Annotated in this window: 12 protein-coding genes; 6 read left to right on the plus strand and 6 right to left on the minus strand. The window is 73.7% G+C overall.

Annotation, left to right across the window (positions count from 1 at the left end):
* Window positions 1-52: 52 nt before the first annotated feature.
* From ACIBKX_RS34445 to ACIBKX_RS34460, 4 genes are all read left to right on the plus strand, one after another.
* A complete protein-coding gene (locus ACIBKX_RS34445) occupies window positions 53-1,144 on the plus strand; it encodes an exo-alpha-sialidase (protein ID WP_363274506.1) in 1,092 nt (363 codons plus the stop codon).
* A 33-nt stretch (window positions 1,145-1,177) separates the two neighbouring features.
* A complete protein-coding gene (locus ACIBKX_RS34450) occupies window positions 1,178-1,855 on the plus strand; it encodes a uracil-DNA glycosylase (RefSeq protein WP_363274507.1) in 678 nt (225 codons plus the stop codon).
* The gene (locus ACIBKX_RS34455; protein WP_363274508.1) at window positions 1,852-2,868 is read left to right on the plus strand and encodes a BadF/BadG/BcrA/BcrD ATPase family protein; all 1,017 of its coding nucleotides are present in this window, start codon (window positions 1,852-1,854) and stop codon (window positions 2,866-2,868) included. Before ACIBKX_RS34450 ends, ACIBKX_RS34455 begins: the two co-directional genes overlap by 4 nt.
* Before the next feature lie 77 nt (window positions 2,869-2,945).
* Window positions 2,946-3,890 (plus strand): hypothetical protein, encoded by a 945-nt coding sequence (locus tag ACIBKX_RS34460; protein ID WP_363274510.1) that lies wholly within the window; start codon window positions 2,946-2,948, stop codon window positions 3,888-3,890.
* A 97-nt stretch (window positions 3,891-3,987) separates the two neighbouring features.
* On the opposite strand, the gene ACIBKX_RS34465 is transcribed toward ACIBKX_RS34460, so the two are convergent.
* The 5 genes from ACIBKX_RS34465 to ACIBKX_RS34485 all read right to left on the minus strand — a co-directional run bounded on the left by ACIBKX_RS34465 (window position 3,988) and on the right by ACIBKX_RS34485 (window position 10,215).
* Window positions 3,988-5,049, minus strand: coding sequence for a lactonase family protein (locus ACIBKX_RS34465; protein WP_363274511.1), 1,062 nt, complete (start codon window positions 5,047-5,049; stop codon window positions 3,988-3,990).
* A 93-nt stretch (window positions 5,050-5,142) separates the two neighbouring features.
* Window positions 5,143-6,465, minus strand: coding sequence for a nitric oxide synthase oxygenase (locus ACIBKX_RS34470; RefSeq protein WP_363274512.1), 1,323 nt, complete (start codon window positions 6,463-6,465; stop codon window positions 5,143-5,145).
* A 281-nt stretch (window positions 6,466-6,746) separates the two neighbouring features.
* The gene (locus ACIBKX_RS34475; RefSeq protein WP_363274513.1) at window positions 6,747-8,246 is read right to left on the minus strand and encodes an FUSC family protein; all 1,500 of its coding nucleotides are present in this window, start codon (window positions 8,244-8,246) and stop codon (window positions 6,747-6,749) included.
* Between the two features lie 197 nt (window positions 8,247-8,443).
* The gene (locus tag ACIBKX_RS34480) at window positions 8,444-9,502 is read right to left on the minus strand and encodes an endonuclease/exonuclease/phosphatase family protein (RefSeq protein WP_363274514.1); all 1,059 of its coding nucleotides are present in this window, start codon (window positions 9,500-9,502) and stop codon (window positions 8,444-8,446) included.
* A gap of 23 nt (window positions 9,503-9,525) precedes the next feature.
* Window positions 9,526-10,215 carry a M15 family metallopeptidase gene (locus tag ACIBKX_RS34485; RefSeq protein WP_363274515.1) on the minus strand — a complete coding sequence of 230 codons (690 nt, stop codon included), beginning with the start codon at window positions 10,213-10,215 and terminating at the stop codon, window positions 9,526-9,528.
* An 86-nt stretch (window positions 10,216-10,301) separates the two neighbouring features.
* Here ACIBKX_RS34485 and ACIBKX_RS34490 point away from each other — a divergent pair, with 86 nt between their 5' ends.
* Window positions 10,302-10,988, plus strand: coding sequence for a response regulator transcription factor (locus ACIBKX_RS34490; RefSeq protein WP_363274517.1), 687 nt, complete (start codon window positions 10,302-10,304; stop codon window positions 10,986-10,988).
* Window positions 10,981-12,090: a HAMP domain-containing sensor histidine kinase gene (locus ACIBKX_RS34495; RefSeq protein WP_363274519.1), complete on the plus strand. Its 1,110-nt coding sequence runs from the start codon at window positions 10,981-10,983 to the stop codon at window positions 12,088-12,090. The genes ACIBKX_RS34490 and ACIBKX_RS34495 overlap by 8 nt, the downstream gene beginning before the upstream one ends.
* On the opposite strand, the gene ACIBKX_RS34500 is transcribed toward ACIBKX_RS34495, so the two are convergent.
* Complete coding sequence (locus ACIBKX_RS34500; RefSeq protein ID WP_363274520.1) at window positions 12,080-12,604, minus strand: ATP-binding protein; 525 nt, start codon at window positions 12,602-12,604, stop codon at window positions 12,080-12,082. The two genes, ACIBKX_RS34495 and ACIBKX_RS34500, sit on opposite strands and share 11 nt — an antisense overlap.
* Window positions 12,605-12,750: the final 146 nt, after the last annotated feature.

Below are 12,750 nucleotides of genomic sequence, written 5' to 3' on the forward strand. Positions count from 1 at the left end.
GAGGTGCAGACTGGCTGATACCTGAGACAACGACGTCCCGGAGGTGACCGCCATGGCCGACCTGATCCTGACCGTAGGCACCCGCAAAGGCCTCTTCATCGGCCGCAAACGCAGCGGCGAGAGCAGCTGGCAGTTCGACGAAGGTCCGTACTTCAACGCGCAGGCCATCTATTCGGTGGCCATCGACACCCGTGGTGCGTCCCCCCGCCTCCTGGTCGGCGGCGACAGCTCGCACTACGGCCCGTCCGTCTTCCACTCGGACGACCTGGGCAGGACCTGGACGGAACCGAAGAAGGCGGCCGTCAAGTTCCCCAAGGACACCGAGGCCTCCCTGGAGCGCGTCTGGCAGCTGCACCCCGCGGCCGCCGAGCCGGACGTGGTGTACGCGGGCACCGAACCGGCCGCGCTCTACCGCTCGGAGGACCGCGGCGAGTCCTTCGAGCTGGTCCGCCCCCTCTGGGAGCACCCGACCCGCGACAAGTGGGTGCCGGGCGGCGGCGGAGAGGGCCTGCACACGGTCCTCACGGACCCCCGCGACAAGAAGGCGCTGACGGTCGCCGTCTCCACCGCCGGGGTGTTCCGCACGAAGGACGGCGGCGAGAGCTGGGCCCCGTCCAACCACGGGGTGTCCGCGGTCTTCCTGCCCGACCCGGACCCGGAGTTCGGGCAGTGCGTGCACAAGGTCGCGCGCGACGCCGTCGACCCGGACCGCCTGTATCTGCAGAACCACTGGGGCGTGTACCGAAGCGACGACGCGGGCGCCAACTGGACGGACATCGGCGAGGGCCTGCCCTCCACCTTCGGTTTCGCGGCCGTCGCCCACCCGCACCGCGCGGACACGGCGTACGTCTTCCCGATCAACGCGGACGCGGACCGGGTCCCCGCCGACCACCGCTGCCGGGTCTACCGCACGACGGACGCGGGCAAGAGCTGGGAGCCGCTGAGCGCGGGCCTGCCCACGGGGGACCACTACGGCACGGTGCTGCGGGACGCGATGTGCAGCGACGACCAGGACCCGGCGGGCATCTACTTCGGCAATCGCAACGGCGAGTTGTTCGCGTCGGCCGACGACGGCGACAGCTGGCAGCAGTTGGCCTCCCACCTGCCGGACGTACTGTGCGTCAGGGCGGCGGCCATCGGTTGATCGACGCCCCCGTTACGGCAGTAGGGTGACGCCGTGGCACCACGACCTTTGCATGAGACCGTCGAAGCAGGCTGGGCGAAGGCCCTCGAACCCGTCGCCGGGAAGATCGCCGGGATGGGCGACTTCCTGCGCGCGGAGATCGCCGCGGGCCGCACCTATCTCCCGTCGGGGGCGAACGTGCTGCGCGCGTTCCAGCAGCCCTTCGACGAGGTGCGGGTGCTGATCGTCGGGCAGGACCCCTACCCGACACCGGGGCACGCGGTGGGGCTGTCGTTCTCGGTCGCGCCCGAGGTGCGTCCGCTGCCCGGCAGCCTCATCAACATCTACCGCGAGATGGGCAGCGACCTGGGGCTGCCGCAGCCGTCGAACGGCGATCTGACGCCCTGGACCCGGCAGGGCGTGCTGCTGCTCAACAAGGCGCTCACCACGGCGCCGGGGCGTCCGGCGGCGCACCGCGGCAAGGGCTGGGAAGAGGTCACCGAGCAGGCCATCCGGGCGCTCGCGGCGCGCGAGCGGCCGCTCGTCTCCATCCTCTGGGGACGGGACGCCCGAAATCTTCGGCCGCTGCTCGGCCGGCTGCCCTCGGTGGAGTCCGCGCATCCCTCGCCCATGTCGGCGGACCGCGGGTTCTTCGGTTCACGCCCGTTCAGCAGGGCCAATGACCTGCTGGTCAAGCAGGGCGCGCAGCCGGTGGACTGGCGGCTGCCGTGACGGAGCCGGGCGAAGGGGCGTACGTCCTCGGTGTGGACTCCGGAGGGTCGGGGCTGCGGGTGGCCCTGGGCGGCCGGGACGAGACACGGGCGCCCGCGCGGATCGGCTCGGACGAGCCGGTGCGCACCGGCCCGCGCGGTATCGACGCCGCGCACTTCCTCGGTCAACTCCTGCCCATGGCGAAGGAGTTGACGGAGGGTGCGGGCGGCGGCCCGATCGCGGCGGTCGCCGTGGGGGCCGCGGGCATGGCGACCCTGGGCGAGGAGCTCCGCGCCGAACTGCCCGGCGCCCTCCACCAGGCCCTGGGCGTACGGCAGTCGGCGCTCGCCGCGGACGTCGTCACGGCGTACGCGGGAGCGCTCGGCGACCGCTCGGGCGCGGTGGTCGCCGCGGGCACCGGACTGATCGCGATCGGCACGGACCTGGCGTCGTGGCGGCGGGTCGACGGCTGGGGGCATCTGCTCGGCGACTGCGGCGGCGGCGCGTGGATCGGCCGCGCGGGACTCGAGGCGGCGATGCGGGAGTTCGACGGGCGGCACGGTGGTTCGGCCGCGCTGCGGGACCGGGCCGAGGAGCTGTTCGGCCCGCTGCCCGGCCTGCCGGGGCAGCTCTATCCCCGCACGGACCGGCCCGCGGTGCTTGCGTCCTTCGCGCCCGAGGTGGCGCGCTGCGCGCCGCACGACGCCGTGGCGGCGGGCATCCTGCGGGACGCGGCCGCGCACATCGCCCAGGCGGCCGCGACCGCCTGCCCGCACCCCGCGCCGGACGCCGGCTGCGAAGTCGCCCTGACCGGCGGCCTGTTCAAACTGGGCGAGCCGCTCTTGGCTCCGGTCCGCGCGGAGCTGGCGGCACATCTGCCGTCGGCACGCCTGGTCGCGGCGGCCGGCGATCCCCTGGACGGCGCCGTGCGGATCGCCCGCGATCTCGCCGCGGACCGGTTGCGGCTGCCGCTGGACGAGCGCCTGCTGACCGTGCACTCAGAAGGCGACAGTCGTCCTCAACGTAACTCATAAGACAAAAGCGGACTTATACCGCCCACCTGCACCCTCCCCGAACAGCGGAGCCCCAGAAACCAGTAGCATGCGGCGCCATGAGCTCCCCCACTGGGCCCGCATCAGGCCTGCCCGTACGAATGCCGCGACCCCGCCAGCCCGGTAGGCACCGCCGCCCGGAGCCAGTGGCGGCTCCCGAGAACGCGCCCGCGCTCGTCCTCGCCGTTCCGGGCGTCCCCAGCACCGCCACGCGCAGCCTCGCCGAGGAGGTCGTGAGCATCGCCCGCTCCGAGCTCCCCGGCCTTGACGCCCGCATCGGATACCTCGACGGGACCGAGGACGCGACGACCACGTCGTTCCCGGAGTTTCCCTCCCTGCAGTCCGTGCTCGCGCACGCCTCCGCCGAGCGCGCCGCCCGCTTCGAGCAGGCCCGTGCGGCCGGCGCCGAAGTCGCCGAGCCCGACGGACCCGTCGCCGTCGTGGTGCCGCTGCTCGCGGGCCCCGACAACGCGCTGATGCGGCGCGTGCGGCAGGCCGTGATGGACAGCCGCGCGCCCGTCGAGCTGACGGACGTCCTCGGCCCGCACCCGCTGCTCGCCGAGGCCCTGCACGTGCGCCTCTCGGAGGCCGGTCTGGCCCGCGCCGACCGCGCCCGGCTCTTCACGGTGGCGACCGCGGCGGACGGCATCGTCCTCGCCACGGTCGGCGGCGAGGAGGCCGTGCAGGCCGCCGGGATCACCGGCATGCTGCTCGCGGCCCGCCTCGCGGTGCCGGTGATGGCCGCCGCGCTCGACCAGGAGGGCGCCATCGCGGCGACCGCCGAGCAGCTGCGCGGCTCCGGCTCGACGCAGCTGGCGCTCGCCCCGTACCTGATCGGTCCGGAGATCGACGCGAGCCTGCTCGAAGGGGCCGCCAAGGACGCCGACTGCGCGGTGGCCGAATCGCTGGGCGCCTACCCGGCGATCGGCAAGCTGGCGCTCTCGAAGTACGCGACGGCGCTGGGCATCGCCCCGCAGCAGCCGTCGGGCGCGCCGGTCCACTGACCGGGCCGCGCATGCGGGTCTGATGCCGTTACGCCGATGGGCCCGCCCCCTGACCCGGGGGGCGGGCCCATCGGCGTATCCCGCTGTCGGGAGCAGGTCACGCGGGGCCGAAGATCACGCAGGACGCCGCAGGAGCCTCGATCGAGCCCTCACGGCGCGGGATGCCGGTCTCCGGGTCGAGAGCGAACCAGGTCACGTCGCCGGACCGCTCGTTGGCCGCGTACAGGAACCGCCCCGAGGGGGCGACGGCCAGGTCGCGCGGCCAGTGCCCGCCGCACGGCACGGTGGCCGTCAGACGCGGCCGCTCGCCCGCCTCGTCGAGCGCGAGGACCGAGATGACGTCCTGGCCGCGGGTCGCGGTCCACAGGAAGCGGCCGTCGGGCGCGACGACGAGCTCGGAGGGGTAGGCGTCGCCGTCGCCGTCCGCGGGGCCGGGGAGCACGGCCGCCTCGCCGAGCGGCTTCAACGCGCCCGCGGCGGCGTCCCAGGCGCAGATGGTGAGGGTCGGGGCGAGCTCGTTCAGGACGTACGCACGGTCGCCGCGCGGGTGGAACGCGAGATGGCGCGGGCCCGAGCCGGGGCGCAGCGCGACCTCGCGGTGCGGCGTGAGCCCGCCGTCCGGGGTGAGCGCGCAGACGCGCACGGAGTCGGTGCCGAGGTCGACGCCGAGGACCCAGCGGCCGCTCGGATCGGGCAGCACCTGGTGGGCGTGCGGGCCCTGCTGGCGCTGCGGATGGGGACCGGAGCCGCTGTGTTCCAGGACGCCGGAGGGCGCGGGGGCGGGCGTTCCGTCGGGGCACACGGGCAGGGCGGAGACGCTGCCCGAGCCGTAGTTGGCGGTGAGGACGTGGCCCGCGTGCACGGAGAGGTGGGTGGGCCCGGAGCCGCCGATCAGCACGGGCGGCCCCGTCGGTGAGGGCGTGCCCCCGTCCACCCGGTACGCGGCGACGGCGCCGTCCGCGGTCTCGCTGACGGCGTACAGCGTGTCGCCCGCCGGGGAGAGGGCGAGGTAGGAGGGGTCGGCGACGGAGTCCGTGGCGCCGAGGACGGTCAGCGCGCCGCTGTCCGGGTCGACGGCGGCGGCGATGACTCCGAGCCCGCCCGCCGCCGTGAACGACCCGATGTACGCCCGCCGTCCCTCGCCCTGCCTGCCGACCACTGCGTTCCCCTCTCGACCCACGACGCCCGAATCCCGGCTCTCGCCCGGGCGCCGCGTCCGGGGAGCGCCCGTGCGGCAGACGCTAGCATCGGTCTAGACCAAGGGGGTGGGGTCTTCGATCAAGGCGTCGCCGGATTCACCGCGCGCCCTGGCGAGGGCCTCCGGGTGGTGGACGTAGGCGGGGTGCCGCTCCTCGGTGTCGTACGTGCGGTGGAAGACGGGCGTCGCGCTGCCCGACAGCGGCGGCACGATCCAGGACCAGTCGGCGCCGACCGTCCTGCCGTTGCTCTCCTCGCGGCCGAGGTGGGTCAGGAAGCGGCGGGACTCGGTGTGGTGGTCGGTCATGGTGACGCCGGCCCGGTCGAACGAGTGCAGCACGGCGCGGTTGAGCTCCACGAGCGCACGGTCCTTCCAGAGCGAGCGGTCGCTCGCGGTGTCGAGCCCGAGCAGCTCGGCGACGCGCGGCAGCAGGTCGTAGCGGTCCCGGTCGGCGAGGTTGCGGGCGCCGATCTCGGTGCCCATGTACCAGCCGTTGAAGGGCGCCGCCGGATAGCAGACGCCGCCGATCTCCAGGCACATGCAGGCGATCGCGGGCACGGCGTGCCAGCGCAGGCCGAGCGCCGCCCAGTGGGCGTACTCGGGGTGCTCGATCTCCACCTCCACCACCGCGTCGGGCGGCAGAGCGAACCAGCGGGGCCTGTCGTCGGTCCCCTGGACCACCAGGGGCAGTACGTCGAAGGCGCCGCCGGGGCCGCCGGGCCAGCCGAGGCGGCGGGCGAGGTCGGTGATGCCGACGTTGCGCGGGTCGCCGACGACGCGGGCGCCCGGGCGGTCGTAGCCGGCGTACCGGATGAGCTGCTCGTTCCAGATCCGGGGGCCGGGGCGTCCGGGGGCGTCGGGTGCGAAGACCGTGATGAGGGGCCTGATCCGCCGCCCCTCGCGCACGGCCGCCCGCAGATGGTCCGTGCAGGCCGCTGCGACGTCCTCGGCGCCGGTCAGCTCCCTGCGGTCGACGACGCGCAGGGAACGCCAGTAGAGGCGCCCGATGCAGCGCGCGGCGTTGCGCCAGGCGAGCCGTGCGCCGAAGGTGAGTTCCTCCGGGGTGTGGCGGTAGGTGCCCGTGGCCGCGACCTCGGCGAGGACGCGCGCCATGCGGGGCGCGGGGTCGCCGAGGCGGGCCTCCGTGTGGTGGAGCGCTATGAACTCGGCCGCGGCGCGCCGGAGGGCGGCTTCCGGGGTCGGACCTTCGCCGTGTTCCGGAGGCAGCTCGTCGGAGTGCTCCGGGGCCGGGTCCTCGTCGTCCTCGGCGTGGCCCGCCGCGCCTTCGGGGCAGCTGCCGTGGGGTGCCGCCGTGTCGGCGGCACGCTGGTGGTCCGCGGGCCTCGCGTGTCCGGCCCTGCGCAGGAAACTCCGCATGGTGCACCCCCAGGCGGCTCGGGGGCGCGGACCGCTCCCGCACGGTCCGCGCTTCGGTTAGCCGCGGAGTTACCCCTCGGACGAGGTGATCCACCCTGTATGTGCCCCGTGAACATGCCTCAGACGGGGGCGGAGTGTCCACGTCGCACCGCGAAACCGCAGGCCGGAGCGGGTGCTCGGGGGCGGACGGCGGGGCGCACACAGAGCTCGAAACGGGGGCGCGGAAGGGGCGTGTGCGCGCCCCTGCGCTTCCGGGCAGCCCTGTGCCGCGGGGCGCCCGGTCAGCCCATGGACGGACGCCGCAGCGGCACCGACAGCTCCGCCAGCGCCTTCTCCAGACCGTGCAGATGGGCGAGGACCGGCTCGGCGGCGGCGCCCTGCGGCAGGGCCACGGGGTGGGCCTGCGGTCCGCCGAGGATCCGCTCCGGCGCGGTGAGCGCCTCCACCGCGGCCTCCACCCGCCAGCACGCGGCGGCGAGGCGGTCGTCGTGCGAGGCCTCCGGGTCCGCCGCGACGGCCGCGAGGCCGCGTACCTCGCGGGCGCAGTCGTCGAGCAGGGCGAGCACCTGGCGGGCCCGGCCCTTGCGGGCGCGCAGCGGGCTCAGCGGGTGGACCAGGGGCGAGAGCGAGAGACGTACGCGGCCGAGGATCGACTCCAGTTCGGCGACGCGCGGCGCGGGGTCCGCCGAGGTGTCGCCCGCGAGCCGTGCGGCGGCCTCCGCGGTGCACGCGTGCACGCACCGCAGGGCCCGCTCGACCCAGGCGTTCGTGGTGGCGTGCGTGGTGACGGGCAGCACGAGCAGCACGGCGAGTACGGCACCGAGCGCGCCGACGGCCGTCTCGGTCACCCGGAGCGCGAGCAGCGCCGGGTCGAGCACGCCGAGCAGCCCGTAGAGCATGCTGGCCATGACGGTCACGGCCAGCATCATCCACGTATAGGAGACAGCGGCGGTGTAGAAGATCCCGAACACGCTGAGCGCGACGACCACGGCCGCGGCCACCGGCTCCCCGTGCAGCGGCACCGCGACGACGAGCCCGAGGACGATGCCGAGCACGGTCCCCATGAACCGCCGGAAGCCACGCACCAGGGTCTCCCCGCGCGACGTCGTGTTCACGAAGACCCACCAGGTCGCGCCGACCGCCCAGTACCACCGCTGGTCCGAGAGGAGCTGCCCGACGAGCAGTGCGAACCCGGCGCCCAGCGTCGCCTGCACCGCCTGTCGTGTCGTGATCCGCGCGAGGCCCGTGCCCCCGGCGGGGGCCGGTACGGCGGCGGGCGCGGGCAGCCGCCGCTCGTAGCACCACACCCCGAACCGGACGGCCGACGACGCGGCGAGCGAGAGGAGCACGGCCTCGTACAGCTCCGGGAGCTGCCCGGGCGTGGTGTGCAGGAACTGGGTCGCGAAGAAGGTCATGAAGGCGAAGACGCCGAGCGAGTGCCCGCGCGGCCCCCACCGCCGCGCGTACACCCCCAGACCGACGACGGCCAGGAACGCCAGGTCGCGGGCGACCGGCAGGTCGTGCAGGAACGCGGCGAGCGCGAGTACGGGAAGGCCGACGGCCGGCAGCAGCGCGGTCGTCACCGCCTGCCCGCGCACCGTCGGGTCGGTCACCGTGAACAGGGCGAGCAGCGCGGCAAGACCACCGGTGATGGCGGCCTCCAGCGAATGCCCGACGGCTCCGCACAACGCCACGGCAAGACCGATGCCGAGCACGGCCCGGATCGCGAACCGCAGCCGCATCCGTCCCGGATCCGGCGCCATGAACGCCCTCTTCAGCAAGTTGCCCCGCCCCATCCGCACCGAGGTGCACCACGACATGAGAAAGGCGCCGCGGAGATCCGCAGCGCCATCGACCCGTCCATTTCAACACTTGGGCGGCTAATGGTTCAACCGAGGCGAGGAACGCTGGACCAATGGCCCAGCCTGCTCCCATCAGTCCCGTGCCGCACCGGGCCAACTGCCCAGACGTCGGCCGCTCACCAGCTGATGCCCGCCGCCACCGGCAGATGGTCGCTGCCGGTGGCCGGCAGGACCCAGGAGCTCACCGGCTCCACGCCGCCGGCCAGGATCTGGTCGATCCGCGCCACCGGGAACCCCGCCGGCCAGCTGAAGCCGAAGCCGTCCCCGGCCGCTTCCTGGGCCGAGCGCAGCCGCGAGGTGAGGCCGTCGAGCGCGCGGTCGTCGGTGGTGCCGTTCAGGTCGCCGAGCAGCACCACCCGTTCGTTCCGCTCGGCGGCGACGGCCTCGGCGAGCGCCTGGGCGTTGCGGTTCCGGTCCGCCGTCGCGAAGCCGTCCCCCGGAACCACGCGTACGGACCCGAGGTGGGCGACGTACACCGCGAGCGGGCCCTGGTCCGTGGCCACCGTGGCGCGCAGTGCCCGGTTGTCGGGCAGCTTCTCCGCGGCCGACTTGCTGTCGCCGAGGGGCCCGACGTCCGTCCTGATGTCGACCGGCCGGGTGTCCGACAGCGGCAGTCTGCTCCACAGCCCGACCGTGCCGAGCACCGTGTGGTGCGGGTACGCCTTCGCCAGCTCCTTCTCGTACGTGCCCCGGTCCCGCTCGGAGATCTCCTCCAGTGCGAGGACGTCCGCTCCGGACGCGGCCAGGTCGCGGGCGGTGCCGGCCGGGTCGGGGTTGCCTGCGTCGACGTTGTGGCTGACCAGAGTGAGATCGCCGCCCCCGTGGGACTTGTCGCCGAGCAGCCCGCCGAAGAGGTTCAGCCAGACCACGGCCGGCAGCAGCAGGGCGACCGTCGCGGAGGCGGAGCGGCGCCACAGTGCCGCGGCGAGCAGCACCGGGACGAGCAGGCCGGCCCACGGCAGGAAGGTCTCGACGAGACTGCCGAGGCCCCAGTGGTCCGTGATCCGTGCGTGCAGCAGCATGAGCAGGCCGAGCAGGAGAGCAAGGGCCGCGAGGACCGGTCCGCGCTTCCAGGGGTCCGGCCGGGAGACGCGGCTCAGGCGTGCCCGCCACACTCCGGGGTGATCGTCGGGGTCACGCCGAGTGGCCGCCGGGGGCGCGTCCGTCCGTGTCATCGTCTGTCCTCGTTCGCTGCCGGTCACTTCTGCATCCTCGGGTCCTGGGTGGGGTCGGCGTACATCCGCGGGCAGCCGTCGTCGATCGCCTCGGGGCGCAGTTCGTAGTGCCAGGCCTCGTTGCGGTAGATCTGGCAGAGCCCGTATCCGGCGCCGTGTCCGGACAGCCAGGCCGCCGCGTCGGAGGGGCCGACGTCGACCGCGTCCCCCGACACGTGCGGGGACGTCGCCGGGGTGGCCACCCAGCGGGCGGCCTCCTCCTCGGACCCGTACTCGGCGACGGCCTCGCGCAGGAGCTGGTCCTGGTACGCCGAGGAGCGCCAGCCGCTGTTGACGGCGAACTCGACGTCGTCGTCGGCGGCGTCCGTCGCCGCCTGGCGCAGGGCCTTGAGCAGCTCCGGGTCGAGCTTGGCCACCGCCGGAACCTCGCCGTCGAAGACCGTCACGCCGTCGGGCACGGCACCGTCGGCCTCGCCCAGCGCCCCGCCGCGTTCACGGGGAAGCGGCATCAGGGCCGACGGGGCGGAGGAGGGCGAAGAAGTCTGCGTGGGCCGGGCGGACGGCGTGGACGAAGCCGATGAAGTGGCCGAGGGCTTGAGCAACTGGTGGGCGAGCGTCGCGGTGATCGCCGCTATGACGGCCATCAGACCGAGGACGAGAAGCCGGTGGGTCCGCCGGGGCTCCGTCCCGGCCGACAGTGGGATGCGAGTCATGCCGCCAGTCAAGGCAGCGCGGTGTTGCCGGCACGTATGCGGTTTTCGATATGCCGACGATATGCGGCGGCTCGTAGCCTCGGAGCATGCGTGTGCTGGTCGTCGAGGACGAGCCCTATATGGCAGAAGCGATCCGCGATGGCCTGCGCCTGGAGGCGATCGCGGCGGACACCGCGGGGGACGGCGAAACGGCCCTGGAGCTGTTGAGCGTCAACGCGTACGACATCGCCGTGCTCGACCGGGACATCCCCGGGCCGACCGGCGACGAGGTCGCCCGGCGCATCGTCGCGTCCGGCAGCGGCATGCCGATCCTCATGCTCACCGCGGCCGACCGGCTCGACGACAAGGCCTCCGGGTTCGAACTGGGCGCCGACGACTACCTGACGAAGCCGTTCGAACTCCAGGAACTCGTGCTCAGGCTCAGGGCGCTCGACCGCAGACGTGCGCACAGCAGGCCGCCGGTGCGGGAGATCGCGGGGCTGCGCCTCGACCCGTTCCGCAGGGAGGTCTTCCGGGACGGCCGCTATGTCGCGCTGACGAGGAAGCAGTTCGCCGTACTCGAAGTGCTTGTCGCCGCCGAGGGGGGTGTGGTGAGCGCCGAGGAACTCCTGGAACGCGCTTGGGACGAGAACGCCGACCCGTTCACCAACGCCGTACGGATCACCGTCTCGGCGCTGCGCAAACGGCTCGGCGAGCCCTGGATCATCGCGACGGTGCCGGGCGTCGGCTACCGCATCGAGAAGGCGACGGACGGCGGAGGCGGGCGTGGATAGGGCTCCCGGACTGAGCGTCCGCCTCAAACTCACCCTCAGCTACGCGGGATTCCTCATGGTGGCGGGCGGCCTGCTGCTCGCGGCGGTGTGGGTGTTCCTGCTGCGGTACGTCCCCGACCGCGCGATGCTCATCAATCCCGACGACCGGCCCAAGGGCGTCTTTCCCATCCGGTCCGTCCTCCTGGACGTGTTCGCCCCGAGGGCGTTCGCCGTCATGGTGTTCCTGCTGCTGTTCGGCCTCGTGGGCGGGTGGCTGCTCGCGGGCCGCATGCTCGCCCCGCTGAACCGCATCACGGAGGCCACCCGCGCGGCCACGAAAGGATCGCTCTCGCACCGGATCCGGCTGCCGGGCCGCAAGGACGAGTTCCGTGAACTCGCCGACGCCTTCGACGCGATGCTCGCGCGGCTCGAGGCCCGCGTCGCCGAGCAGCAGAGGTTCGCGGCCAACGCCTCGCACGAGCTGCGCACCCCGCTGGCGATCTCGCGGGCCCTGCTCGACGTGGCCCGGAGCGATCCCACGCAGGACCTCGGCGAGACCATCGGACGGCTGCACGCCGTCAACACCCGGGCGATCGACCTCACCGAGGCGCTGCTCGTGCTCAGCCGCGCCGACCAGCGGTCCTTCACGCCCGAACCCGTGGATCTGTCCCTGCTCGCCGAAGAGGCCGTCGAGACGCTGCTCCCGCTCGCCGAGAAGCGGGGGGTCGCCGTCGAGACCTCCGGTGACATCGCCCCGGTTCTCGGGTCGGCGGCGCTGCTGCTCCAGCTGACGACGAACCTGGTGCACAACGCGATCCTGCACAATCTGCCCGGCCCCGGCACGGTGTGGGTCGACACCGAGGTCCGGCCCGAGAGGGTGCTGCTCACGGTCGAGAACACGGGCGAGCCGGTCTCCCCCGAGCTGGCCGCGAGCCTCACCGAGCCGTTCCGGCGCGGCACCGAGCGCCTCCACACCGACCAGGCGGGCGTCGGCCTCGGCCTGGCCATCGTCGAGACCATCGCGCAAGCGCACGACGGCACGCTCACCCTCGCGCCGCGCCCCGCCGGAGGGCTCCGCGTGACGGTGGAACTCCCGGCGGGGGGACCGGGCCTCAGCCCTTGACGGCCTCCGCGATCCGCCGCGCGGCCTGGGCGGGGGTGAGGTGCGTGGTGTCCACGACCTCGGCCTCCGCGTGCAGCCAGGTGCGGGCGGCCTCGGCGTAGGGCTCCAGGTACTTGAGACGGAACGGGGAGTCGGGGCCGACGACGGTGTCGCCCGCGATACGCCCCCGGAGGGTGTCCTGCTCGGCGTGGAGGACGAAGTGCCGTACGGGAATGCCGTGTTCGGCCAGGCCCCCGCTGATCTCCCGCCAGTACTCCTCGACCAGGACGGTCATCGGCACCACCAGGGTGCCGCCCGTGTAGTCGAGCACGCGGCGGGCGGTCTCGACGACGAGCGGCCGCCACGGCGGCCAGTGCTGGAAGTTGTCCGTCTCCGGCAGCCCCGGCTTGATGTCCATGAGCGTCTCGCCGACCTTCTCGGCGTCGAACACCCGGGAGTCCGGGAGGAGTTCCCGCACCAGCCCGCTGGTCGTCGTCTTGCCGGCGCCGTGGGTGCCGTTGAGCCATACGATCATGCGTCCGACGCTAGGGCCTGTCCGGCGGATCTGCCGACGCCTGTGGGCGATGCTCTGTCTGTGCCGGTGAGCGGTGGTCTGGTGCGTGCAGCCGCAAGGCGGAGGATCGAGGCATCGCGGAGCGATGGCGATGGACGACGCCGGAC

The organism is Streptomyces sp. NPDC050658 (assembly GCF_044457025.1).
Lineage (GTDB): Bacteria > Actinomycetota > Actinomycetes > Streptomycetales > Streptomycetaceae > Streptomyces.